Origin of the sequence: Luteimonas arsenica, assembly GCF_004352825.1 — a bacterium.
In the GTDB taxonomy this organism is placed as follows: domain Bacteria; phylum Pseudomonadota; class Gammaproteobacteria; order Xanthomonadales; family Xanthomonadaceae; genus Luteimonas; species Luteimonas arsenica.
The window spans coordinates 1,086,096-1,110,548 of record NZ_SJRW01000002.1 but is presented as its reverse complement, the minus strand read 5'-3'; the positions used below and the strand labels follow the sequence as shown (position 1 = coordinate 1,110,548).

Annotated in this window: 22 protein-coding genes and 1 pseudogene; 14 read left to right on the top strand and 9 right to left on the bottom strand. The window is 66.1% G+C overall.

The window, feature by feature from the left end:
* Positions 1–14 precede the first annotated feature (14 nt).
* On the top strand, positions 15–1,553 hold the full coding sequence (locus E2170_RS12730; RefSeq protein WP_133000984.1) for a hypothetical protein: 1,539 nt from the start codon (positions 15–17) through the stop codon (positions 1,551–1,553).
* Positions 1,554–1,558: 5 nt separating this feature from the next.
* Positions 1,559–1,825: a barstar family protein gene (locus tag E2170_RS12725; protein ID WP_133000983.1), complete on the top strand. Its 267-nt coding sequence runs from the start codon at positions 1,559–1,561 to the stop codon at positions 1,823–1,825.
* Between the two features lie 19 nt (positions 1,826–1,844).
* Here the strand turns inward: E2170_RS12725 and E2170_RS12720 are convergent, their stop codons facing one another.
* Positions 1,845–4,385, bottom strand: coding sequence for a hypothetical protein (locus tag E2170_RS12720; protein ID WP_133000982.1), 2,541 nt, complete (start codon positions 4,383–4,385; stop codon positions 1,845–1,847).
* A gap of 284 nt (positions 4,386–4,669) precedes the next feature.
* Here E2170_RS12720 and fabR point away from each other — a divergent pair, with 284 nt between their 5' ends.
* Positions 4,670–5,362 carry an HTH-type transcriptional repressor FabR gene (gene fabR, locus E2170_RS12715; protein ID WP_425477864.1) on the top strand — a complete coding sequence of 231 codons (693 nt, stop codon included), beginning with the start codon at positions 4,670–4,672 and terminating at the stop codon, positions 5,360–5,362.
* A 61-nt stretch (positions 5,363–5,423) separates the two neighbouring features.
* Here the strand turns inward: fabR and E2170_RS12710 are convergent, their stop codons facing one another.
* Positions 5,424–6,869: a hypothetical protein gene (locus tag E2170_RS12710; RefSeq protein ID WP_133000981.1), complete on the bottom strand. Its 1,446-nt coding sequence runs from the start codon at positions 6,867–6,869 to the stop codon at positions 5,424–5,426.
* Between the two features lie 297 nt (positions 6,870–7,166).
* Here E2170_RS12710 and E2170_RS12705 point away from each other — a divergent pair, with 297 nt between their 5' ends.
* Positions 7,167–7,583, top strand: a complete 417-nt coding sequence (locus E2170_RS12705) for a VOC family protein (protein ID WP_133000980.1) — start codon at positions 7,167–7,169, stop codon at positions 7,581–7,583.
* A gap of 33 nt (positions 7,584–7,616) precedes the next feature.
* Here E2170_RS12705 and E2170_RS12700 read toward each other — a convergent pair whose 3' ends face one another.
* Positions 7,617–8,012, bottom strand: coding sequence for a cupin domain-containing protein (locus E2170_RS12700; protein ID WP_133000979.1), 396 nt, complete (start codon positions 8,010–8,012; stop codon positions 7,617–7,619).
* Positions 8,013–8,039: 27 nt separating this feature from the next.
* Positions 8,040–8,879, bottom strand: a complete 840-nt coding sequence (locus tag E2170_RS12695; RefSeq protein ID WP_207914975.1) for an amidohydrolase family protein — start codon at positions 8,877–8,879, stop codon at positions 8,040–8,042.
* A gap of 80 nt (positions 8,880–8,959) precedes the next feature.
* Between E2170_RS12695 and E2170_RS12690 the strand changes: the two genes are divergently transcribed.
* The 3 genes from E2170_RS12690 to E2170_RS12680 all read left to right on the top strand — a co-directional run bounded on the left by E2170_RS12690 (position 8,960) and on the right by E2170_RS12680 (position 10,863).
* Positions 8,960–9,436 (top strand): YaiI/YqxD family protein, encoded by a 477-nt coding sequence (locus tag E2170_RS12690; RefSeq protein ID WP_133000978.1) that lies wholly within the window; start codon positions 8,960–8,962, stop codon positions 9,434–9,436.
* A 144-nt stretch (positions 9,437–9,580) separates the two neighbouring features.
* Positions 9,581–10,057: a lysozyme inhibitor LprI family protein gene (locus tag E2170_RS12685; RefSeq protein WP_165942231.1), complete on the top strand. Its 477-nt coding sequence runs from the start codon at positions 9,581–9,583 to the stop codon at positions 10,055–10,057.
* A 245-nt stretch (positions 10,058–10,302) separates the two neighbouring features.
* Positions 10,303–10,863, top strand: coding sequence for a hypothetical protein (locus E2170_RS12680; protein WP_133000976.1), 561 nt, complete (start codon positions 10,303–10,305; stop codon positions 10,861–10,863).
* On the opposite strand, the gene E2170_RS12675 is transcribed toward E2170_RS12680, so the two are convergent.
* Both E2170_RS12675 and E2170_RS12670 read right to left on the bottom strand, forming a co-directional pair.
* On the bottom strand, positions 10,860–11,222 hold the full coding sequence (locus E2170_RS12675; RefSeq protein ID WP_133000975.1) for a hypothetical protein: 363 nt from the start codon (positions 11,220–11,222) through the stop codon (positions 10,860–10,862). The two genes, E2170_RS12680 and E2170_RS12675, sit on opposite strands and share 4 nt — an antisense overlap.
* A 22-nt stretch (positions 11,223–11,244) precedes the next feature.
* Positions 11,245–11,568 (bottom strand): hypothetical protein, encoded by a 324-nt coding sequence (locus tag E2170_RS12670; protein WP_133000974.1) that lies wholly within the window; start codon positions 11,566–11,568, stop codon positions 11,245–11,247.
* Positions 11,569–11,733: 165 nt separating this feature from the next.
* Here E2170_RS12670 and E2170_RS14170 point away from each other — a divergent pair, with 165 nt between their 5' ends.
* The 6 genes and pseudogenes from E2170_RS14170 to E2170_RS14270 all read left to right on the top strand — a co-directional run bounded on the left by E2170_RS14170 (position 11,734) and on the right by E2170_RS14270 (position 16,604).
* Positions 11,734–11,868 (top strand): hypothetical protein, encoded by a 135-nt coding sequence (locus tag E2170_RS14170; RefSeq protein WP_279432869.1) that lies wholly within the window; start codon positions 11,734–11,736, stop codon positions 11,866–11,868.
* Entirely contained in the window at positions 11,865–12,530 is a 666-nt protein-coding gene (locus E2170_RS12665; RefSeq protein ID WP_133000973.1) for a hypothetical protein, read from the top strand. The genes E2170_RS14170 and E2170_RS12665 overlap by 4 nt, the downstream gene beginning before the upstream one ends.
* A 148-nt stretch (positions 12,531–12,678) precedes the next feature.
* Complete coding sequence (locus E2170_RS12660) at positions 12,679–13,563, top strand: HNH endonuclease (protein ID WP_133000972.1); 885 nt, start codon at positions 12,679–12,681, stop codon at positions 13,561–13,563.
* Positions 13,564–13,933: 370 nt separating this feature from the next.
* Positions 13,934–14,260: pseudogene (locus E2170_RS13845) on the top strand (integrase core domain-containing protein); the annotation flags it as partial.
* Positions 14,261–14,302: 42 nt separating this feature from the next.
* On the top strand, positions 14,303–16,342 hold the full coding sequence (locus E2170_RS12650) for a BbrUII/HgiDII family restriction enzyme (protein ID WP_133000970.1): 2,040 nt from the start codon (positions 14,303–14,305) through the stop codon (positions 16,340–16,342).
* Positions 16,299–16,604, top strand: a complete 306-nt coding sequence (locus E2170_RS14270; RefSeq protein ID WP_425477863.1) for a PDDEXK family nuclease — start codon at positions 16,299–16,301, stop codon at positions 16,602–16,604. The genes E2170_RS12650 and E2170_RS14270 overlap by 44 nt, the downstream gene beginning before the upstream one ends.
* A gap of 125 nt (positions 16,605–16,729) precedes the next feature.
* Here the strand turns inward: E2170_RS14270 and E2170_RS12640 are convergent, their stop codons facing one another.
* Together E2170_RS12640 and E2170_RS12635 are read right to left on the bottom strand one after the other, a co-directional pair.
* Positions 16,730–17,791, bottom strand: coding sequence for a DNA cytosine methyltransferase (locus E2170_RS12640; protein WP_133000969.1), 1,062 nt, complete (start codon positions 17,789–17,791; stop codon positions 16,730–16,732).
* Between the two features lie 385 nt (positions 17,792–18,176).
* Complete coding sequence (locus E2170_RS12635; protein ID WP_133000968.1) at positions 18,177–21,710, bottom strand: methylmalonyl-CoA mutase family protein; 3,534 nt, start codon at positions 21,708–21,710, stop codon at positions 18,177–18,179.
* Between the two features lie 167 nt (positions 21,711–21,877).
* Here E2170_RS12635 and E2170_RS12630 point away from each other — a divergent pair, with 167 nt between their 5' ends.
* Positions 21,878–23,125: a serine hydrolase domain-containing protein gene (locus E2170_RS12630; protein WP_133000967.1), complete on the top strand. Its 1,248-nt coding sequence runs from the start codon at positions 21,878–21,880 to the stop codon at positions 23,123–23,125.
* Here the strand turns inward: E2170_RS12630 and E2170_RS12625 are convergent.
* Positions 23,109–24,446 carry a metal-dependent hydrolase family protein gene (locus E2170_RS12625; RefSeq protein WP_133000966.1) on the bottom strand — a complete coding sequence of 446 codons (1,338 nt, stop codon included), beginning with the start codon at positions 24,444–24,446 and terminating at the stop codon, positions 23,109–23,111. The two genes, E2170_RS12630 and E2170_RS12625, sit on opposite strands and share 17 nt — an antisense overlap.
* Positions 24,447–24,453 lie beyond the last annotated feature (7 nt).

Here is a 24,453-nt window from a genome sequence, read left to right as displayed (position 1 = left end):
GCCAGGGATCCTCGATGTCCATTTTCCCCACCTCGTTCTCGGTGCAGCCGGCCCCTATGGACGGTACCTCGACCAACGGAATCGGTACTTGCACCAGCAATGACCCGCAGGTCCAGGAAGCGATCGACCGCACGATCGAGGCGTCCAGGTTCGGCCCCGAACCGAGAAGCGCCATCGCTTACCAGATCAGCCAGACGATGAGCGACCCGACGCTCACGCAGGAGCAGAAGGACGCGTACATCGCCGCACTGCTGGGCATGGCGAACGGCGGAACCGGCTGCGACACCCTGTCGCCGGAGCAGGCGGATGCCATCAACGGCGCCTTCAACGAGATCGGCAATGCCTACAGCGGTGAGAACACGCAGGAGCTGCGGCAGCAGGTCACCGATTCGATCGCGCGCAGTGTCGACAGCGGAGCCTTGGGCGCCGACCAGATCTACGGGCTGGTCAGCAAGCCCGGCACCGCCGGTGCACGGCAGCTGCTGACCGGGATCGGCGACGGCAACCTGCTGTCCGAAGTGTCCCAGCGCCTGGTCGACGATGCCCGCCGCGAAGGTTACGACATCAACCGTTACGAGTCCGGGCCGCAGTTGCTGACCGCGGCTGCCGATATCGCGAACATGGCCGCGGCACAGGGTGACAGCCGAGCCGCCGATGCCGTGCTCGCCGAGATCGACCGCGTCATGAAGTCCGGCCCGGTGGCGGGCGACATGACGCTTGTGCAGGCGATGATGGCTACCAGCCTCGGCAGCCCGGGCCTGCTTCCCGAGCGCGACGGCTTCCATGCTCTTTCCACCCTGCTCAACTCCAGCAGTTCGACCGCAGGCAACCAGGACGCCCAGGACCGCCTGTTCGCCGCGCTGGTGCGCTCGGCCGACGACAGCTACGTCGGAGGCATCGACCAGGGCGGCGAACGCGGCGCAGCCCTCGACGAACTTGGCAAGTACTTCGAGGACAACCTCTCACGTCTGGCCGAAACCGACTGGCGCAAGGACAACACCGGTGACTTCCACCACGGCCTGTTCAAGGACTTCAGCCGCCATGTGCTCCTCGACGAGCAGTACGGCCGCATCGACGAGACCAACGAAGCGATCGCCGCGGAAATGCGCGACCTCGCGCTGGTGATCGGAAACACCGACCTCCCCGCCGAAACGCGCGAAAACGCCGCCAGCACGCTGGGCACCATCATGGGCTCGCTGCAGTGGGCCACCGCGGACTTCATCGCCAACGCCAAGGGGGATGCAGCAGCCAAGACCGAGTTCATCCGCTTCTTCACCGACAAACTGACTGACAAGCTGATCAGCCATGGCGCCAGCAAGTTGCCAGAGGGAGACGTACGCACCGGCGGAACCGCTGCGGCGAATGGCTTCGTGGACGCGATCTGGGAGGGCATCACCGACTGGATGGCATCGGGCGAGATCGCCCGAGGCGACGAGGTCACCGGTGGAACCCTGGACCTCGCCCGCATTTTCCGCGACGCGATGTCCGAAGGTGACGCCTCACTGTTGAACGCATTCGACCTCCGCGTCGAGCTTTACTACGATCCGGACTGACACCGTTGAGTCCTCGCATCACCCTCGACGGCAGCCGCATACACGACATTCCATCCTTCTACGACGAGATCAACCGCGCCTTCCTGCAGGCCAAGCTCGCCCTGCCCGGACGTTACGACCTCGCGCGCATCCGGCGCGAACTGGATGCGCTGGAAGCCGGCACCGGCCAGACGTTCTTCGACACCGTGCTGGAGATCATCGCCGCGCACCCGAACATCACGCTCGATCCGCATTGCGCAGGACGTCGATGGTTTCCCGCGTCCGGACCCTGATCGAGGCCGCCCGGCGGGGTTAGCCTCCCCCGAGCAGCAGGTGCTGGTTGGCGTAGCGCAGCTGGTTGACCTGCGCCTGCAGCGCGTTGAGCTGGTCCGCATCGCCGCTCATGGCGTTGAGCGCCTCGATCGTCTCCTCCGCGGTCATCCGCTTGCCTTCGTGGCCCACCAGACCGCCGAACCGCGCCGTCTCCAGGATCAACGGCACGGCCGGCACCGCCGGGCCTCCCTGGGTCTCGCCAGTGTCGGCCAGCAGCTCGGCGACGTCGCGCTCAAGGCCGGCGGCCACCAGGTAGTCGATCGAGGCCTCGCGGGCCTCCTGGCCTTCGTGGAAGCCGGCCAGGCTGGCCTGCCCGAACATCGAAAGCGCGATCATGCTTCCGCCCACGATCCAGCCGACCGGGCCCGATGCCACGCTCAGCACCACCGTGCCGGCGCCTGCCAGGGCGTGGAGCCCGGCCTCCACCCCTTCGCCCTCGCGGATCGCGTCGACCATGTAGGCGAGGTCGCCCACCGCCGAGAACACGCCCAGCGCCTTGCCCCAGTTGGCCAGCCCCAGCGGCCCGAGGCGCCCGCGCGCGTCGTCGAGTGCGCCGACGCCGGACACATCGACGCTGCCCGGCTTCTGCAGCAGCGCGATGGTGGCGCTGCCGAGCCCGGAGGCCGCGCCGAGCGTGGCGACCTGGTCGCGCAGCGTGGGATCGTCGACCGCCTGGCTGGCGTACTTGTTGAGCGCCAGCACGCCCGCGGCCACGCCCAGCGAACGCAACAGCACGCCCGGAGCGCTGTCGCGGCCGAAGCCTTCGATGCGGCCGAGCGCCGAATCCAGGCGCGTCGCCGCCGCCTCCACCTGCGCCGCAGTGGCGTTCGCCGGCAGGTCGGCGAAACCGTCCAGCGCGCCGATCGCCTGGCGGTACGCGTCGGCGTCCCCGCCGAACAGCACCGCCACGCGATCGCCCAGCGCCCGCAGCTCCGCCTTCGCGGCGGTCGCGCTGGCCGGGTTGCCATGCTCGAGGTCGGCGAAGATCAGCGAGGCCTGCTGCTGGATCGCGTGGTTGCCGATCTGACGCAGCGTGTCCGCACCCGCCGCACCGGCGCGCGCCGGGTCGGCCAGTGCGATCATCAGGTCGGCCTCGGGGCCGGTCAGGAAGCTGCGATCGCGGCTGGCGGCCAGGTTCACCGCGTCCAGCACGTCTTCGCGATTGAACAGGTCCTTCAGCTCCCCCTCGATGTCGCCCTTCGCGTCGTCAGGCAGCGCGGCCACGCCGGCCAGCAGCTCGCGCATCGTTTCCGCGCGTTCGATCAGGCGGCCCTCCAACGCTTCGAAGTCCGACTGCCACTCCGGATCCTGCCCGTCCAGCCAAGCCTGGATCGCGGCATCGGTGGCCTCGGCGGGCAGGCCCTCGTTGCGCTTCAGCAGGATGCCCAGCTCCGCCAGCATCTCGTTGTAGTCCTCGAGGTCACCGGCGATGTCGTCGGCCAGCGACTCGCCGGCCTCCACCAGCTTCGTGGTCGCAACCTCGGCAAGATCGCCCTCGCCGACGTCCGGCAGCTGCTCGATGATCTCAAGCGCAAGCCCCGGGCTGGATCCGTTTCGCACCGCATCGGCCATGACCGTGGCGAGCGGACCGCCCTGCCCCCGGTCGATGCCGCCGGCCACGAACAGCGTTGCGATGTCCGCGCGCAGCGCATTGCCTTCCGGCGTATCGCCCAGCGCGGCCACCGCGTCGGACAGGCGCCCGAAGGCCTCGCCGCCGAAGGCCGACGGATTGCCCAGATACATCGGTTTCAGCTGCGCGATGTTCTGGATCGTATCGAGGTTGCCGAGCACCACGCCGTAGGCGAGATCCGGGGGCAGGCCCTCGGTCAGCGCCTGCAGCCGACGCGAGGACTCGTTCGCAGCCGCGGTCGCGGTCAGCAGCGCATCGCCCTGCAGGCCCGAATACGGCCCGGACACCCAGGGTTCGACGTTTTCGCGGATCAGGGTCGCGAGCTCGGGACTGGTGGTGAGGTACGCGCGATCGCTTTCCGACAGCCCATCCAGGCCTTCTGCGAGCGTTTCGACCACCGATTCCGCATCCGGCTGCGCCTTCGCCTCGTTCAGCAGGCGCTCGACCGCGGGGCGCTGCGCAAGCGGCTGCAGCGCTTCGAGTTCCGCCACCACCCCATTGACCGCGTCCAGCGCGGCCGGATCGTCCGCATAGCGCTGCAGCACCGGGCCGGACTTGGCCTCGATGCGGCCGGTGCCACCCGCGACCGGGCCGACAAAATCCGGCAGCGCCTCGATCTCCGCGCGCACCGCGGTTTCGAAGGCCTCGCGCTTCTCGCGCGCGCTGGACACCGCCGTGTAGTCATGGGGTGGCGCATCGGCCGCGGCCTGCTCGGCCTCCTGCCATTCGGCATGCGCCTGGTCGGTGTGTTCCGCGGTGCCGGGGTCGCCGGCAGCATCCGCGGGCTTCGATCCGTGGTCCACCGGCATCACGGTGCCGTCCGCAGGTGCAGGTTCGTGGCGGAGGGGTACGACGTGCAGCGTGGACGAACCGTCTATGGTGGGGTGCATTCGGGGCTCCGTGGGGGCGGAAGGGAACTCGTCCATTTTTCCGGAGCACCCGATACCCACCTACTGGGGAAAACCCGTGCTTCGAAGCACGCGGCCAGGATGAATGCGCGATACCCACGCCAAACCGTCATCCGTGCCGCATCGCATCAAGTCCTTTCGCAACGCGCGAAGCGACGTGGCCGCCCAAGTCGATGCCGGGTCGGGGAGCAGCGCCTACCAGCGCGACCGGGACTGCAGCGACGGCAACCGGTCAACGCCGGCGGCACCCCACCCCGGTTTGCGCGATGATGACGGCAGACCCTCCGATCACTCCATCCGTGCCCGATTCCAAACCGCTCCCCCGCCGCGGCCTCGGCCGCAGGCCTTCGATCACGCGCGAGGACCTGATCGCGGCGGCGATGGCCCTGCTCGGCCCCAACCGCAGCGTCTCCACCCTGGGCCTGCGCGAAGTCACGCGCGAGGCCGGGATCGCGCCCAACAGCTTCTACCGCCACTTCCGCGACATCGACGAGTTGGCCGTCACCCTCATCGAACGCGCCGGCGCCTCGCTGCGCACGGTCATCGGCCAGGCCCGCCATCGCGCGACCTCCGGACACAGCGTGGTGCGCAGTTCGGTGGAAGCGTTCTTCGACCGGCTGCGCGCCGACGACAAGTTCCTGCACCTTCTCCTGCGCGAGGGCCTGGCCGGGTCGGACGCCTACAAGCATGCGGTGGACGCACAGCTGCGCTTCTTCGAGGAAGAACTGCGCGAGGACCTGGTCCGGCTCGCCGAGACCACCGGCATCCCCCTGCATGCACCGGACCTGGTGGCCCGTGCCATCACGCGACTGGTGTTCGCGGTCGGCGCCAGCGCGATGGACCTGCCGCCCGAACGCGATGCCGGACAGATCGACGAACTGACCACGATGGTCAAGATGATCGTCATCGGTGCACGCGGCATCAGCGCGAAAGCCTCCGCCACGTCCCGACCCGCCTGACCCCGGATGCGACGACGCCGGACCAGCGTCCGGCGTCGCCGTGCCACATCGCTACCGGCGCTTACTGCGCGCCGCAGGTCGGCGCGTACGCCGAGAACCACGAATCGCCACAGCGGCCGCCCGTGACGGAGTAGGACTGCCCCCGCACCGCCCTGACCTGGACCGAAGAATCGTCATGGCAGTTGTGGTGCCCGCCGCGCGCGATCGCCCAGTACGGCGTGCTGCAGGTATGGCCACCGGCATCCGAGCGCCGCGACGGCAACCGGTACCAGGTCAACCGTGGGCCGGTGAACGTGCACTTGTGGGTCATTTTCGAACCCGCCGCGCAGGTGCCGTGGTTGCAGTAGCTGACCCAGCCCTGGTGGACCTTGGTGCTCGACGTCGAGGTACTCCTGAACTTCCACTTGCCCACGCGCGTGCCGGAGTGCTCCGCGATCACGACGAAGGGCTTGCGCCACACCTGGATGTAGGTCTGGTACAGGCCGGCGGCGCGGGTGAGCCGCTCGTCCCCGGACTTGCCGTCGTCGATCTTTTCGTCGCGCACCGGCAGCAGGTGGGTGGCCAGGGTCTGCGCCAGCCGCTGCAACGAGGCCTGCTCATTGTCCGGGCTGAGGGCCGCGCCCGCGCTCCGGACCCCATAGGCGAGCGAGTTCAGGGCCGTGGCCGCGCGGCCGAAGTCCGCCGCCAGCGCGTGGTGCTCCCGCTCGTTCACCCGATCCATCGCCTCGTCCCAGCCCTCGGGAAGCTCGTCGCCGCCCAGTTCGGTCGCCAGGACATAGCCGTCGGCCGCCCTCACCATCGAATAGGTGTCGAAGCGGCCCATGCGGCCGTCCTCGTCGGGCTCGTCCGCGATGAAGCGCTGCGAGGCCTCCAGCGCGATGCCCCCACCGAGATCGGCGACCAGCGTGCCGTCGGGTTTGCGCTCGAGCTTCAGGTCGCGGGCCGACTGCAGGTAGAAGTCGGACACCTGGGCCGCAGCCGGCGCCGCGTACGTGGTGGCGTCCGCGCCCGTGCGCAGCGGGAATCCCGCGGACGTGCCCGCGGCCTGCCTGGCCAGTGCCGCCAGCGCCGACTTCTCGGCCGACAGCGACGGATGCAGCCTGGCGGCTCCCAGCGCCTCGCCCAGACTCGCGAGCATCCGCGCCTGTTCCGCCCCCTCCCCCTTCCCGAACTCGCCAGGCTGCGGCACCCAGTGTTTCGCGTAGGGCTCGCCGCCCAGCGCGAGCGTGCGCGCTTCGGCATCGATGACGCGGACGCTGAGCGCGCCGGGCGCGCCAGTGGCCGGATCCAGCGCCCGGCGGGCTTCGAAGTAGAGGTCGGTGCCATTGGCGCTGTAGACGCCGGCCAGGCCCAGTTCCGGGTCCGCGACGAAGAAGGTGACGTTCCCCTCCGCGACGGCGGTGGCGTCGATGCCGGCGGCGCCCCCCGTACCGCCGGAGCGGGCGGCGACGGGACCGGCCAAGGCCAGGCCCGTGGCCAACGCAATGCAGACTGCGATCTTGCCCATGCGAATCATGTGTGTATCCCCAAGAGTGTGTGGTTGGACTACTGGACTGCGGAACAGCAAGCAGCAACGCGACTCAAGAGCTCCTTCGACATGTCCCCGGTCTGGCGTCCCCCAAGGGACCTGCGGTGAGCTCGAGGACAACTGTACACAAAATAGACAAGTGTTCATTTTGCATCGCAGCAGGCCCGCCGGATGCGGTCGACTTCGGCGTGCGCCCGTCCTGTGGACCGTGGACGATCCGGCGCCGGAGACACGACTAGAACCCATCTCCACCCACCAGCCGCGGGCACCACCGCCATGAACCCCTACCTCAGCTTCCCCGACGGCGACTGCAAGGCCGCCTTCGATTTCTACCAGCAGGCCCTGGGCGCCGACTGCCTGTTCACCCACACCTGGGCGGAGTCGCCGATGGCCGACGAGGCGCCCGGCGGCGACGGCAGCAAGATCATGCACGCCACGCTGCGCTTCCCCGACGGCTCCATCCTGATGGGATCGGACTGCCCGCCGGACTACGCCACGCCGTTCGGCGGCTTCTCGCTGTCGCTCAACGCGAAGGATGTGGCCGAAGCCGAACGCCTGTTCGCCGGCATCTCCGAAGGCGGCAGGGTGACGATGCCGCTGGAGAAGACGTTCTGGGCCGAGCGCTTCGGCATGTGCACCGACCGCTTCGGCGTGTCGTGGATGGTGAACTGCGAGCAGGCGCCTGACGCCTGACCGGGCCCGCGCACAGGGACTGGCTCGGGCCCGTCAGTCCTGCTCCAGGTCGGTCTGGATCCACCGCGGCGAATGGTGGATGTCGACCGTCTGCAGGCGGCCGGGCCCGAGATTCTCGAATCGATGAGGAACCCCCGCGGGGCCGAGGAGGACGTCGCCGGCGGCGGCGTCGATGGTCGTGTCCCCGATGAAGAACCTGGCCCGCCCCGCGACCACGATGAATGTCTCGTCATACGGATGCACGTGGAGGCGCGGGCCTTCGCCGGGCGTGTCGGTCCCGTAGGCGAGCACGGTGACCGCCCCTCCAAGGGCGATGCCCTCGACGGATCCGCGCCAGGGCCCGTCGACGGCCGGATCGAACAGCTGCTCCTGCGTCGGCGGGCGCCCGTCCGGCTTGACCGTGGCGGGGTCGAAATCATTGCGTGCCATGCGTCGTCCTCCGGTCCAGATCGCGGTTCACCGCCCGAACAGGCGGGCCGCGTTGCCGTGGCGGATCTTTTCCTTCTCCGCGTCGGTCAGATCCAGCCGCTCCAGCGCATCCACCGCGGCACCCAGGCCCATCTGCGGGTAGTCGGAGCCCAGCAGGACGTGGTCGATGCCCACGTTGCGGAGCGTCCAGACGAACTCGTCCTCGATCGGCGAACCCGGCGCCAGCAGCACCGGCCCGGAGATGTCGAAATACAGGTTGTCCATCGCGAATCCGTCGGCGGTCCGCGCCAGCGCCACGATGTTCCAGTAGCGGAAGTTCATGCCGCCGATGTGGGCGAGGATGAACTTCGTGCCCGGCACCCGCACCACCAGGTTGAACAGCTTCTCGCTGTCACCGGGCAGGATGTGGGCGTTGTCCGTCAGCACGACCATCTCCAGTTCCCCGGCACGCCGTACCAGCGCCTCCACCCGCGGATCGGAGATATCGAAGCGCTGCGTGTGCGCATGCAGCTTCAGCACCCGCACGCCCGCTGCGGCGACACGTTCCAGCTCGGCGATCGCCGCGGCTTCGTCGTAGGGATGGACGGTGGCGATGGGCACCACCTGCGCATGTGTCTTGGCCAGTGCGATGACGCGGTCGTTGCCGGCGCGGATCGCATCGGGATCGCCCTGGCGGGCCTGGTGTGGGCCGCCGAACCACATGGCGCCCAGGCCGGAGAGCTCCACCCCCGATGCCTCCACGTCGGCCATGTATTCCCGCAGCGACATCTCGCCTTCGCGGAGATGCACATGGACGTCGAAGACCGGGCCTGAAGCCGCAGCGCCGCCGGCAACCAGCATCATGAGGAACAGCAGCAGTCTGGGCACGGGCATTCTCAGGCGACGGACGCGGAACTGTAACCGAAGGCGCCCCCGCCAGCCCGGAAGCGCGAGTAGGCTCTACCGCCATGACCGATGCCATGCCCCCGCCCGCCACGCCGCAGATCTGGGTCGATGCCGACGCCTGTCCCGGCCCGGTGAAGGACATGCTGTTCCGCGCCGCCGAGCGCGCGCAGGTGCCGGTGACCCTGGTCGCCAACCAGTGGCTGCGCACGCCGGGCTCGCGCTTCGTGCGCGCGCTGCAGGTGCAGGGCGGCTTCGACGCGGCGGACGACCTGATCGCCGAACGCGCCGGACCGGGCGACCTGGTCGTCACCCAGGACATCCCCCTCGCCTCGCGCGTGCTGGCCAAGGGGGCGGACGCCGTGAATCCGCGCGGCGAGCGGTTCACCAGGGACAACATCGCCGAGCGCCTGTCGGTGCGGAACTTCATGGAAGAACTGCGCGGCGCGGGCGTGCAGACGGGCGGACCGGCGGCCTTCGGTGCGCGGGACAGGCAGGCGTTCGCCAAGGCACTGGACACCTGGGTGGCGCGGCGGAAGTAGCCGCCAGGGCTGCGTCAGCGGATATCCTCCCCCTTCACCACCCGCATGGAGCACCGCCGTGGCCCTGAAACTTCCTCCCATCCACCTGGCGCTCGCAGCCAGCCTGATGGCCGCGCCCATCCCGGGCGAGGCACCCTGAGCCGCATGAAGACCCTTCCGACCCTCGCCGCCACGGCGCTGGTCACGCTGGCGGCCTGCGCGCATGCACAGGACGGACGGGACGAGTGGCCCGAAGGCAGCGCGATGCACACGCTGTACGTGGTGGGCGATGAGCTGGACGCCGCCCGGGCGGCACTTGCCGAGGCCCGCGGCCGGCTGCTCACCGCCCTGGACGGTGATGCCGATGAACCCTCGCCACTGGCCCGCGCCGTCACGTCCCAGCACGAAAGCTGGCTTGCCTACCGGAACGCCGACTGCGAACTCGCTGGCGCGCTGACGGGTGCCGGAGGTGCCTGGCCAAGCGTCCACGGCATTTCGTGCCGGATCGAACACATCACGCAGCGGACCAGGGCGATGGACGCCGCAAGCACCTGCCTGCGCGCACTTCCCACCGATGGCCCCCGCTATGAGCGGCTGGAGTGCCTCCAGGGGCTGGTGGACTGGGCGATGCAGGGCAACTGACGCAGAGCCACGTGGCGTCGGGCTTGCCGGTCGGATGGCCGAGGGCCTTTTGCCGATCAAGCCGGTCGCAGCACGCGATCGTTGCCGGTGCCGCCGCTGGCCGCCAGCGCCACGCTCCGCCGTTCGCCACGAGAGACCCGCCGGGGACCCCGCATGCGCAAGCCACGACGTTGGCGGGCCATCGCACTCGTCGCATTGCCGGTCCGCACGCCCCCCTGACCTGCGTTTCGCACGGAGACAAGACCATGGCCGCCACCCGCAGGAAGAACCGCAGCGTCCAGGTGCCCCTGTTCCTCGTGATCCTCGTACCGCTGGCGACCCTGCTGCTTGGCCTGTGGACGCTTGCGCTCGCCTATGATCGCAACCCGCTGCCGTTCCCGGATCGCGACTACCAGGTGTTCAGCGCCAGCTCCGCCGAGGCGTTGGTGGCGATCGAGGACGTGATGCAATCGCTGGGCCAACGCCCGCGCTTCCGTGCCGACTCGCCCAACGTGCAGCGCACCATCTTCGCCAGCGGCACCATCATCAACCAGCCCGATCCGCGCATGTTCGAGCTGCTGGGCCCGCACGGCGCGGCGCTGGGATTCGTCGTCGACGATCCGGATGCCACCGCGCGCCAGGTCGCGCAACAGCTGCAGCACCGTGGATTCCAGGCAGCCTCCATCCACGACGCCGAACCGGGGCTTCCCATCGCGTTCGTGCGCACCGATGCCTTGTCGGACAGCGTGCTCGTGTTCCGCAAGCACATGCTCCGCATGGGCGCGAAGCCGGATGCATGGACTCCGCGCGTGTCGCCAGAGCGCTAGCGTGCCCGTCTATGCCTCAGGCGCGGCAGGTCGCGGTCGGCGCGGTCTCGGAGCCGGACGTCTTCCCAGTGCGCGTCGAAATGCAGGTTGCCCAGGTACAGGGCCTTGCCGCTTTCGACCCGGAACGGGATGCCGATGGCCTGGGTCGAGCGCGAGACCATCTGCCCCTGCTCCACGCGCCAGCCCACGATGATGTAGTCGCCCTCGGGCATCGCCACTGCGAACCCGCCACCGCGCTGCTTCGGCGCCTGTCCGCGCGAGAAATCGGCGTCGTTGTCGGTGCCCATGCAGGGCCAGACCGGACAGCCGAACTGCATGTCGTAGCGTTTCGACGCGCCGCGCCCCTTGGCTTCGAGCACGAAGCGGCCGATCCCGCTCTCGTCAGTCCGCCGTCCCAGCCATCCCCCCGTACTTGGCCCGCATCGCGGCGCCGTCGCGGCGTCCCATCTCGGCAGCGGTCTCGCGCAACCAGCGGTCCGCGCTCGGCTTTCCGTCTTCGCGCACGCGGCGCTCGTACTCCGGCCGCAGCTCCCGCTTGCGCTGTTCGACCATGCGCTTCATTTCGGCCTTTATCGTGGCCTCGTCGAGGGCCTGCGGGGCGGGCCCGGTGCCCGACTGCGGTACCGGCTGCTGCGGGGCTGCCTCCTGCGCATGTGAGGCCAGTGCGGGCAAGGCGGCGCAGGCAGACATCAGCAGGACGGCCATCCACCTGCGTGAAACTGAGACGTTCGAACGGCCCATGGTGTCCTCCGCGACTGATTTTTCCGCACGGACGCTAACAAGCAGCGCGTTAAACGACCGCAATCCTCCCTGCGGGAGGGCAAAGCGGCGACCGACTACGCCGCAGGGTCACGCCGGCAGTCCAGCGACGTGGACGGCATTGTGAGCTACGTGGATGTCTGGCGCTGGGACATCGTGATGTACCTGCATTCCGTAGCGATCAAGATCTTCGACGCACGCAGCGGCGACCTGCTGGTCACCGGTGACTGGAAGAATCAGGCATGACAGCCAGGGATGCGACCGGTAGTATCCGCGCCGATCTCAAAGGAATGACGCCCATGTCCCGGAAGACCCATTGCGCCCGCGCGCTGGCCCCGATGGCCATCGCACTGCTCCTGGCCAGCTGCGGCGACGATGCCACCCCGGTCGCCGCTGCCGCGCAGAACGACAGGATGCCGCCCGCATCCGCCCTGCCCGACTGCGCCAGCATCGCAGCGACCACCAACGGTTTCGTGGATGGCTGGGCCCTGGCCAAGGACAGCGGCCCCTTCCATCACGATGCCGACAATTACGGCGTGGAATGCAGCTGGATCTCGCCGCGGGCGCAGTCCGGCAACCCGCACGAGATCATCCAGGCCATGGCATTCGGCGTCATCATCAACGTGCATGCCCACATGCAGACGGAGGCCGAGGTACGCAGCATCGGCTGGATCGTGGACGATCCCTCGGTAGAGGACGTGGGTGGATTCCTCGTGTTTCCGTCCGGCCGCATGGACTTCGACAAGCAACTACGTGTAGTCGGTCCCAATGTGACCGTCGGCAAGACCAGCGTCAGCGTGAGCCAGACCGGGATGATGCTGGTCAACGAGATCGACGAAGGCAAGCCCATGACCAATCGCAGGGCCGTGGATGCGGCCGTGGCCGTGCACCGGTTGATTGACAGGTAGCGCTGACGGGTAGCGCGGTGCGGCACCGCCAAAGCCGTCGTGCCGGCACCCTTTGCCGGGTGACATCGCGGCGAAGAACCGTGGCGAGCAGCGAGGCCTGGTGAGTCCTCCAGGCCCCTGCTAACCTGGCGCAGCGCCAGGGGACGTCATGACAAACGCCGTATTCACCGCTTCCGAGAGTTCGATTTACGACGACCTGATCGAGGAGCGTTACCACTTCCCGCGCACGTATCTGAGGCAAGTCGAAGCGGCAGTTGGCGACTGGATCATCTACTACGAACCTCGGCGAACTACCGGTCCGAATAGCGCCACAGGGCGGCAAGCCTATTTCGCCATGGCGCGGGTGGCCGGCGTGATCCCGGATCCGCAGCGCCCTGACCATTTCTATGCCCTGATACGCGATTACTTGGCATTCGATACCGCTGTTTCCTTTCGTGACATTTCCGGCTACCGCGAAAGCAGGCTGCTTCGTGAGGACGGGCAAACCAACAAGGGCGCCTTCGGAAGATCTGTCCGCGCGCTGCCGCGGGGAGAATTCGAAGACATCGTCCGCCGCGGCGTCAGCCTGCAGGCCGAGCCGTGGGAACAGCTATCTAGGGTCGCGGAAGATGTTCCGGAGTACGTCGTCCGCTCGATCATCGAGACCGTGACAGCCCGCAAGGTGCGTGACGCCGCGTTTAGGCGGCAAGTGCGGAATGCCTACTCCAACACCTGTGCCGTGACCGGATTACGGCTGATTAACGGCGGCGGCCGACCTGAGGTTCAGGCAGCACATATACGCTCAGTGGAGGCCGATGGTCCCGATGCTGTTCGCAATGGGATCGCCCTGACCGGGACTGCGCACTGGCTCTTCGACCGCGGACTTATGACCTTTGGCGACGACTACAAGATCATTCTCTCGCCCCACGGTGTACCGGCAGACCTGGACAAGCTCATCCGGCCAGAGCGAGAGCTCATCGTCCCGAATGAAGTCGAGCTGCGACCGCACCCGACCTATCTCCGCTGGCACCGCGAGAACTGCTTCAAGGACTGAGCGTCGTCACAGGTCGCAGCTGGGTGACAGAGTGACGTCCCACTTCCCGCGGCCTTTTGCATCCGCCCCAGCATTGCTCCAAGCGTGCCCCATACCGGCAGCGCCATATCTCCGGTTTCGGCCGGACGGAGGCCTACAAACTCATGAAGTGCATGATCCAGATCCGAAGAAGCGTCGGATCACGGCCTCAGCGCTCTGGTCGTGCCCTGATAAAAGCAGGCAGCCACCTGTTTTGAAGTTACCGCCGTCGCGGTACATGTACTCAAAGACCGTGAATCCCTCTTTCATGTTCTGTCCTAGCTGGCTATCGGAGAGTCATCCTAAGGACCGTCAGTCTCATAGCCTGCGAGGGTTCGGGAGCCGCCCTGACCTGCTAGCCTGGGCGCACGCTCGCGGAGTCGCCTTGCACCTGATTGAGCCGAGAAAGTCCAATCAGAACGCCTACGTCGAGAGCTTCAATGGCCGGCTGCGCGACGAGTACCTCAACGAGCACTGGTTCATCAGCCTGCTGCATGCCTGCACGGTCATTGAGACCTGGCGCCGCGAGTACAACGAAGAGCTGCCAAAGAATGCACTCGGCGGGCTGACCCCAGAAGCCTATGCCAAAGTCTTGACCAGCTCGGATAACCTAACCCCTGACTCCAAAGCCAAACGCTATTGCAGGCGGGGGCGTCGCCCCCCCCGCAAAGACCATTAATCTCGTTATATTATCTCACTGGGGAAAACAAGGAACGGCACCATGGGTAAAAAGGGAAGAGATAAGAAAATTCCAGCGGTGTTGCGCAAGTCAAAGCTGATCCCAAGCCACCCGCAAAAGTACGAACTACAGATTGACTTGAGCGTCCTTGATCATCTCGGAATCAATCTTTACAGCAACGTCCCGGCTGTAATGACAGAGATGGTGGCCAACGCTTGGGACGCTGACGCTACCGAGGTCAACATCACCGTCGACACCAATGCGGACATCATCACCGTAACCGACAATGGGATCGGCATGACAGCCGAGGAGATCAACAAGAAGTTCCTGACAGTCGGTTATCGACGTCGAGAGGAAGCCTCCGCGGGTGGCAGAAGTCCTTCGGGCCGTCCAGTGATGGGCAGGAAAGGGGTAGGAAAACTGGCTCCCTTCTCCATCGCCGATCAAGTGGAAGTCTTCTCTGTGAAGGACGGCGAGAAGAGCGGGCTACGCATGACGATCGACGGTATTAGACAGGCACAGTCAAACAAGACCGATAAAAAGTACCATCCAGAGGTATTGGACGGATCAACTGAAACCCCTGAAAGAGGAACAAAGATAGTCCTAAGAAAGCTGAAAAATGAGCGTGTCAAAAGGGCAAACCTGAGAAGCCGACTCGCCAGGAGGTTCTCCATAATTGGAACCGACCAGTTCGCTGTCACGATTGACGAGAAGGAAGTCACGTCACGCGATCGCGGCGACTTGGAAAAGCTCCAGTACATCTGGACGATCGGCGGTTGGGAAAAACCGGACTGGTGCACTCCAACGAGAGAGTTCACGCTCCAAGACCGCCTTGATGGCTGGGAGGATGGTTGGGCCATCAGAGGATGGATCGGCACTTCACATAAGCCCAAGGATCTCGCCAGCGTTGCCGGGAACCTCAATGGAATTGTGGTAATTGCACGCGGCCGACTCTTTCAAGAGAACATTCTTGCCGAATTCAACGACGGCAGGCATTACACGAAGTATCTGACCGGCCAGATTGAGGCGGACTTTCTCGACGAGGGGCCGAATGACATTGCCACAAGTGACCGTCAACGCCTGATTGAGGACGACCCGCGTTACGTTCAGCTAAACGCTTATCTACAAAAAGTGCTAGGCATTCTTGAGGCTGGCTGGAGCAAGAACCGCGCGATTGACGATCCCAAGAAGGTTCAGATCCAGTACCCGCAAGTTCAGGAATGGATTCAAGCCATGCCCGATGCAGCCCACAGAAAGCACGCGGAAAAGCTTGTGGGTGCCGTTGAACGAATGGAAATCGAGGGCAAGGATAAGGAAGAGCTCCTCAAGCACGCAATCTTCGGCTTCGAACGCATGAGGCTGAGAGGCCTGACTGAGGAGCTAGTTCACGCCATAGAAATGGGCGATGCCGAGATGGTCAAGCTGTTTATGGATCAAGATGATCTAGAAGCTACTGTCTATCGCGACATAGTCAAAGGGCGATTGAATTCTATTCAGCTTCTTAAGAATGCCGTCAGTCGCAACGACAAGGAGAAGGTCCTTCAAAAAATCCTGTTCGACAGACTCTGGCTGCTGGATCCGTCATGGGAACGAGCAACAGGAACCGAGGAGATAGAGAAGCAGTTTAAATCCATTTTCCCACCCGAATCGAGTGATGGGGACGACGAGTCAAAAGACCATTCAAAAGGCAGATTCGATATTACCTATCGAACCATTCCAGGAAAACATGTAATCGTTGAGCTGAAGAGAGCCAAGAGACAAGTGTCGCTTTTGGAGCTTGCCGAGCAAGGCAACAAATATGTTGACGAGTTAAAGCGACTGCTCGTCAAGCACGGCGAAGCAGAGGATCCCGAAAAAATCGACGTGGAAGTGATCTTTGTTCTCGGGGATCGCGTCTCGGAACAATATTCAAACCCAGACAGGTATAAGTTCCAGATGAATTCGATTTCTCCAGGCTCAAGAATCTGCACATATGACGAGCTAACAACCAACGCTCTTAATTCCTATTCGGAGTACCTGGCGAGAACGAAGCGCCTCGGTGAACTCGCCAAGCTCGTGGACAGCATCGGTGCCGCGTCCTGATCCAGCGCAACGGAGTACCTTCATGCGCTCCGTTAAGCAGAGAGACACCAGAGCCGAATTGGTCGTACGCCGCATCGCGCACTTGATGGGCGTCCGCTACCGGCTACATCAAAGGGATCTTCCAGGCAGCCCGATCTTGTCTTCTCACGACACCATCTCTGCATCTTCGTCCATAAATGATTCTGGCACCGCCACCCCGGCTGTGACTCGGGCAGTGCGCCCCCTCCAACGCCGAGCTCTGGCAAGAGAAGTTCGCCCGTAATGATGAGCGCGACGAACGCAAGGAGTCCGAACTCCGAGCAGCCGACTGGAATGTCGAGACCGTGTGGGAATGCGAGACAAAAGCGCCGTCATGACTGAGCGCGCTTACGCCCCCTACTTTTCCCACTAGTTTAGGCACCCGCGAGTCTCGACTTGCTTAAGGTGCTCCTTGATGCTCAACGCGATCACCTCGCCAAGCCTCACAGGTACCGCGTTGCCAATGAGGCGACCAACCACTCGGAAGTTCACGCATTCGCCCTGTGGAACGAACTTATAGCTCTTCGGGAAAGTTTGGAACAGCGCTGCCTCGCGCAAACTAATCGCACGGTCCTGCTCGGGGTGGCCAAACCGACCATTGCCGAATCCATAACAGAGCGTGGTCATGGTGGGCGCTGGCTCGTCCCAACGCATGCGTCCGTAGACGGAGCTGAAGGTCTTGCCCGTGTCACGGCGATGACACTCGGCCACTAACTCCTTGTCCCAGTCCTCCCAAGAGCCCCCTGGCCGGGACTGGCGAATCCGCTCCAAGTTGAGTTCACTCATCCCTGCGGCTGCATGCAGCGGGTCGTTCCAGTGCGAATCGCCCGCCGCGATGTTGGGTAGATAGGAAATCGTGTCGGCGACGGTCGGATGACGGTCTTTGTGCGTAGGTGAAATGAGCGAGATCGGTCCCAGTCGCGAGGCGAGGAATACCAATCGGCGACGACGCTGCGGAACACCGTAGGCCTCGCACTCCACCACGCCCATCCAGGTCTCGTAACCATCGAACGCGCGGAGGAATTCATCGAAGATGGCGTGCTTCGGCAACTGGGGCACGTTCTCCATAGTCACCAGATCTGGCTGGACCCTGCGTACCATCTTTGCAAACGAACGTAGCAGACGCCATTTCGCGTCGCTGCTGGTGTCTTTGCCCTTAGCGTAGGTAGAGAACGGCTGACATGGCGCGCATCCAGCCAACAAACTGTACTTGCCCTTCGGGAACAGCCCGGAAATCTCCTCAGCCGTCAACGACTCGACATCGCGCTCAAGGAACTTGGCACCTCTATTGTTGGCTTCGTAAGCAAATCGGCACGCAGGGTCAAGATCCACGCCAGCCTTGACATCAATACCTTTCTTGCGCAATCCATGCGTGAGACCACCGGCCCCACAGAACAAATCTACACACGCGACGGGAAGACTCTGTTTCATGATCGATAAGCGTCCGGTACCAGAAAGAAGCGGCTGCGCACGATCCGCGCGGCTGCAAGAGCAGCAGCTGATTCTAGCGGCTTTGCGAGGCTAGAAAGAAGGGATACCCACGCCTCGTATGCCAAGTACAGACATTGGCCGACAGCTTCGTCATGAGCCAGACTCGCTATCCTCACAGTCAGTCTGCATGGACCAGATCACCTCACCATGCGCCCCGAGGGGCGAAGCCCCAAGGCACGCGTTAAGGCCAAGCTCCATTGTGTCTGCTGGGGCCAGTTCAAGCACTGTGCATGACTGAGGCGCAACCCAGCTCCAAAGTCGTTATCCGCCGCTTCGACGAAGCTCATGTCCACTGAATCTGCGATTCTCCGAACATTAAGACTCCTTACATATTCCGCCGATACTCCCCACCCACATCATAAAGCGCATGGCTGATCTGCCCCAGGCTATGCGTCTTCACCGCCTCCACCAGCGCCTCGAACACATTCCTGCGCTCCCGCGCCGTCTTCTGCAGGTAGTCCAGCCCATGCCCGTCATGCGGCTCGGTCGCCGCCGCGGCCTGGTCCTCCACCACGTGCCCATGCCCGGTCTCCCCGACCGGCGCCAGCACGTTGCGTGACTGCTGCCACCCGCGCACGTTCTCGATCTGCTGACCCTTCTCTTCCTCCGTCGAGCGGATCAGCTCGATCTCGGTCGCGATCTCGCCGGCGTGCTCCTTCGGCAGGAACATGTTCACGCCCACCAGCGGCAGGCTGCCGTCGTGCTTTTTGTGCTCGTAGTACAGGCTCTCTTCCTGGATCTTGCCGCGCTGGTACATGGTGTCCATCGCGCCCAGCACGCCGCCGCGCTCGCTGATGGCTTCGAACTCCTTGTACACGGCCTCTTCCACCAGGTCGGTCAGGTAGTCCACGGCAAAGCTGCCCTGCCAGGGGTTCTCGATGAAGTTGAGCCCCATTTCCTTGTTGATGATCATCTGGATCGCCACGGCGCGGCGCACGCTCTCTTCGGTCGGCGTGGTGATGGCTTCGTCGTAGGCGTTGGTGTGCAGGCTGTTGCAGTTGTCGAACAGGGCGTACAGGGCCTGCAAGGTGGTGCGGATGTCGTTGAACTGGATCTCCTGCGCGTGCAGTGAGCGGCCGCTGGTCTGGATGTGGTACTTCATCATCTGGCTGCGTTCGTTGGCGCCGTAGCGCTCGCGCATGGCGCGCGCCCAGATGCGGCGGGCCACGCGGCCGATGACGGTGTACTCGGGGTCCATGCCGTTGGAGAAGAAGAACGACAGGTTGGGCGCGAAGTCGTCGATCTTCATGCCGCGCGCCAGGTAGTACTCGACGATGGTGAAGCCGTTGCTGAGTGTGAAAGCCAGCTGGCTGATCGGGTTCGCGCCGGCCTCGGCGATGTGGTAACCGGAAATCGACACCGAGTAGAAGTTGCGGACCTTGTTGTCGACGAAGTACTGCTGGATGTCGCCCATCATGCGCAGGGCGAACTCGGTGCTGAAGATGCAGGTGTTCTGGGCCTGGTCTTCCTTGAGGATGTCGGCCTGCACGGTGCCGCGCACGGTGGCGAGCGTCTCGGCCTTGATGCGGGCGTAGGTGTCGGCGTCCACCAGCTGGTCGCCGGTCATGCCGAGGAAGGCCAGGCCGAGGCCGTCGTTGGTGGGCGGCAGGTCGCCGTGGTACTGCGGACGCTCGCGGCCTTCGAAGAAGGCGTCGATCGTCTTCTGCGCTTCCGCCCAGCGCGCGTCGTCTTCCTTCAGGTACTTCTCCACCTGCTGGTCGATGGCGGTGTTCATGAACAGCGCGAGGATGATCGGCGCGGGGCCGTTGATGGTCATCGAGACGCTGGTGGTCGGCGCGCACAGGTCGAAGCCGGAGTACAGCTTCTTCATGTCGTCCAGCGTGGGGATGTTGACGCCGGAGTTGCCGATCTTGCCGTAGATGTCCGGGCGCGGCGCTGGGTCTTCGCCGTACAGGGTGACGCTGTCGAAGGCGGTGGACAGGCGCGCGGCGGGCTGGCCGACGCTGAGGTAATGGAAGCGGCGGTTGGTGCGCTCGGGCGTGCCTTCGCCGGCGAACATGCGGATCGGGTCCTCGCCGGTGCGGCGGTAGGGGTACACGCCGCCGGTGTAGGGGTAGCTGCCCGGGAGGTTTTCCTTGCCCAGGAACACCAGCAATTCGCCCCAGCTCTTGTAGGTGGGGGCGGCGATCTTGGGGATCGGCTGGTGGCTGAGGGATTCCCGGTAGTTCTCGACGCGGATGGTCTTGCCGCGCACCTGGTACTCGTTGACATCGTCGGTGATCGACTTCAGGCGGGCGGGCCACTCGCGCAGGTTGCGCAGGTTCTCGCTGGTCAGGGACTGGACGGCGTCGTTGTAGCGCTGGCGGAGGGTCGACAGCGAGCGGTCGCCCTCCACGTGCAGGTCTTCGCCGTTGTAGAGGTCCAGGGCCTTGGGCAGCCTGTCGTCGCCGAGTTCCTGCAGGGACTGCCAGAACGACTGGGCGCGGTCGGCGGCCTCGGCCTGCTTCTCGATGCCGGCGTTGATCGCCCTGCCCTGCTCTGCGATTTCGGCCAGGTAGCGCACGCGGCTGCCAGGGATCAGCACGGTGGCGCGCGGTTCGCGCAGCGAGGTGTCGATGTCCGGATCAAAGTCCACGCCCACCTTCTCGCGCAGCAGGCGGCAGAGGTTGGCGAACATCCAGCTGATGCCGGGGTCGTTGAACTGGGAAGCAATCGTCGGGTAGACGGGCACGTCCTCGTCCTTCACCTGGAAGGCGACGCGGTTGCGCTTCCACTGCTTGCGGATATCACGCAGGGCGTCCTCGGCGCCGCGCTTGTCGTACTTGTTGAGCACGATCAGCTCGGCGAAGTCGATCATGTCGATCTTCTCAAGCTGGCTGGCGGCGCCGTAGTCGGACGTCATCACGTACATCGGGAAGTCGACCAGATCCACGATCTCCGAGTCCGACTGGCCGATGCCGGCGGTCTCCACGATCACCAGGTCGTAGCCCAGGCCCTTCAGGAAGCCGATGCAGTCCTTCAGCACGGCGTTGGTGGCCACGTTCTGGCGGCGCGTCGCCATCGAGCGCATGTACACGCGATGGCTGCGCAGCGAATTCATGCGGATGCGGTCGCCCAGCAGCGCGCCGCCGGTGCGGCGGCGGGTGGGGTCGACCGAGATCACGGCGATGCGCATCTGCGGGAAGCTGGCGAGGAAGCGGTTCAGCAGTTCGTCGGTCACCGAGCTCTTGCCGGCGCCGCCGGTGCCGGTGATGCCGATGACCGGCGTGGTGCCTTCGTGCCCGGCCGCGCCGGACGCCCACTGCTTGCGCAGCATGGCCAGCTCGGCATCGGAGTACACGCCGTCCTCGATCGCCGACAGCACGCGACCGATGGCGATCTCGTCCTCCAGCGCGGGGCGGGTGCTGGCGGGCTCGCGCGCTTCGGCGGCCTGGGCGTCGCGGGCGCCGGAGACGCGCTTCACCACGTCCTCGATCATCTCCACCAGGCCCAGCTTCATGCCGTCGTTGGGGTGGTAGATGCGCTCGACGCCGTAGGCCTCGAGTTCGCGGATCTCCTCCGGGGTGATCGTGCCGCCGCCGCCGCCGACCACGCGGATGTGGCCGGCGCCGCGCTCGCGCAGCATGTCGACCATGTACTTCATGTACTCCACGTGCCCGCCCTGGTAGCTCGACAGCGCGATGCCGTCGGCGTCCTCCTGCAGCGCGGCGCGCACCACGTCCTCCACCGAGCGGTTGTGTCCGAGGTGGATGACCTCGGCGCCCTGCGACTGGATCAGCCGGCGCATGATGTTGATCGCGGCGTCGTGGCCGTCGAACAGGCTGGCAGCGGTGACGAAGCGCAGCGGGGTGGCCTCGGCGCGGGCGGTGTCGATCGGGTGGCTGGCGGGGACGCTCATCGGGCTTTCCAGGGGCGAAAACGGAATCTCCTCGATTGTACCCCGGCCATCCGCGGGGGCCCGCCGCCCCGCCGGGGCATGCCTTGTTGCCCGGTGACCATCGGCCCGGGACCACGATCCGTCGACGCCCTACAGTCCAGGCCTCACCTGGAAACCCGAGGTCGACGATGACGTTCCGCCCCCTGCTGGCCGCCACCGCTGCGGCGTCCTTGTTCGCGGCCTCCTGCCTTGCGGCCCCGGCTGCTCTCGCGCAATCGGCGGCGCTGCCCGCCCCCGCCGCCGAGGCGCTCGCCGCGATCGAACGCGCGGGCCGCGACAGCCACAGCGATGCCCTGCTGGTGATGCGCGACGGCGAGGTCCTGCTCGAGCGCCATGGCGATGACGAACCCGGCCCGATCGAGCTGATGTCGGCCACCAAGTCCGTGGTCGCGCTCGGCATCGGCCTGCTGCTCGCCGACGGGCAACTGGACTCGCTCGATGCGCCGGTGTCCACCTGGTATCCGGAGTGGCGCCAGGGCCGCAAGGCCGATATCACCGTGCGCATGCTGCTCGACCACACCTCGGGCCTGCAGAACACGCCCAACGCCGGCGCCGAGATCTATCCGGCCCCGGACGTAGTGCAGCTCGCGCTGGCCGCCGAGCTCGACAGCGCGCCGGGCGAGGAGTTCTCCTACAACAACAAGGCCACCAACCTGCTGGCCGGGATCATCCACAAGGCGTCCGGCAAGCCGATGGACGAGTACCTGGGCGCGCGGCTGTTCACGCCGCTGGGCATCGAGGCCGGCGAGTGGCATCACGACAGCGCGGGAAACCCGCACGCCATGGCCGGCCTGCCGCTGACCGCACGCGATGCCGCGAAGCTCGGCCAGCTGCTGCTCGACGACGGCCGCGGCCCCGACGGCGCGCGACTGCTGCCGGAAGGCTTCGTGGATGCGCTGTTCACGGCGTCTGCCCGCTCCGAACGCGTCGGTCTGCTGTGGTGGCGCGCGCCCGCATGGGAGCGCGTCACGCTGCGCGACGACGCCGCCGCGCGCCTGGCCGCGCAGGGCGTGGACAAGGACACCATCACCGCCCTGGAGTCGCTGGCAGGGCGCAGCTTCGACAGCGTGCTGGAGGCGCTGCGCGAGGCCCTGGGCGAGGACTATGGCCTGCGCTACACCAACGAGGTGGCCGCCCGCGGCCTGAAGCGCGCCGACCTGTTCGACGAGGCGCGCGGCCCGGTGGTGGCCTACGAAGCCAACGGCTACCTCGGCCAGTACATCGTGGTGGTCCCGGAGCAGCGCGTGGTGGCGGTGCGCCAGATCCGCAGCCGCGAAGACGAAGGCACGCATCCGCCCGACAGCGACTACGCCCGCTTCTCGCGTGACGTGGTCACGCTGGCGCAGGCGCTTCCCGCCGTCACTCCGGACCCTTGACCACGCGTCCGTCCTTGACGATCACAAGGAAGTTCCGCTCCGGGTCGGCGAGCACGTCGAGGTCCGCCAGCGGGTCGCCGTCGACCAGCAGCAGGTCGGCCAGGGCACCCTCCTCGACCACGCCCAGGCGGCCCTGGTAGGGGCTGCGCAGGCCGGACAGCGCCAGCAGTGCGGCGTTGTCGTGGGTCACCATCTTCAGGATCTCGGCGGGGGTGAACCACTCGCGCAGGCCGAGGATGAAGGCGTTCTGCTCCACGTTGAGCCCGGGTTCGAACAGGAAATCGGTGCCCCAGGCGATGCGCACGCCGGCGCGCTTCGCCGCGGCGATGGTCCGCGCCTGGCCTTCGATCACCGGCTTGCGCTTCTCGCGGCGCAGCGGGTCCATGGCCTCGGTGCTCGGGCGCAGGGTCTGGGTGGACAGCCACACGCCCTTCCCTGCCATCAGCCGCAGCGTGTCCTCGTCCAGCAACTGGCCGTGCTCGATGCACTTCACGCCGGCCTCGATCGCACGCCGTACCGCGCGCGTGGTGTACGCGTGCACCGTGACGTAGGTGCCCCAGTCCTCCGCGGCTTCGACCGCCGCGCGCATCTCGCCCAGCGTGTACTGGGTGACGTCGACCGGGTCGTAGGCCGAGGAGGTACCGCCGCCGGCCATCAGCTTGATCTGGCTGGCGCCCATGCGCAGGTTCTCGCGCACGGCGGTCAGCACTTCGTCGCGGCCGTCGGCGATGAAGGTCGCGCCCATTTCCTCGGCCAGGGACGGCTTGCCGAAGAAGCGCCGCGAGCGCTCGTGCGGCTGGCGCAGGTCGCCGTGGCCGGCGGTCTGGCTGACGAAGGCGCCCGAGGGCCAGATACGCGGGCCCTGCAGCTGGCCGGCATCGATGGCGGCCTTGAGCTCGAAGATCGGCCCACCCGCGTCGCGCACGCTGGTGAAGCCGCGCAACAGGGTACGCCGGGATTCGGCGGCGACGGTGGCGGCCAGGGTGTCCGGCGATGCGTCCGGCGCCAGCAGGTCGGCCTGCGACAGCGCGGTGAAGGTGCTGTGCCAGTGCACGTCGATCAGGCCGGGCATCAGGGTGCGGCCGCGGCCTTCGATCACGCGGGCCGCCGCATTGGCCCGCGCGCCCTCACCGATGGCGGCGATGCGGTTGCCGCGGACCAGGACATCGGTCGGCGCGCCCAGCGTGCCGCGCGCGGTGTCGAGCACGCGGACGTCGCGGAACAGGAGTTCCGCCTCGGTTGCGGTCACCGGCGCCTGCGCGTGGGCGAAGGCCGGAAGCAGCAGCGACAGGACCAGCGCGCATCGGCGTACCGGTTTCATCTCAGTC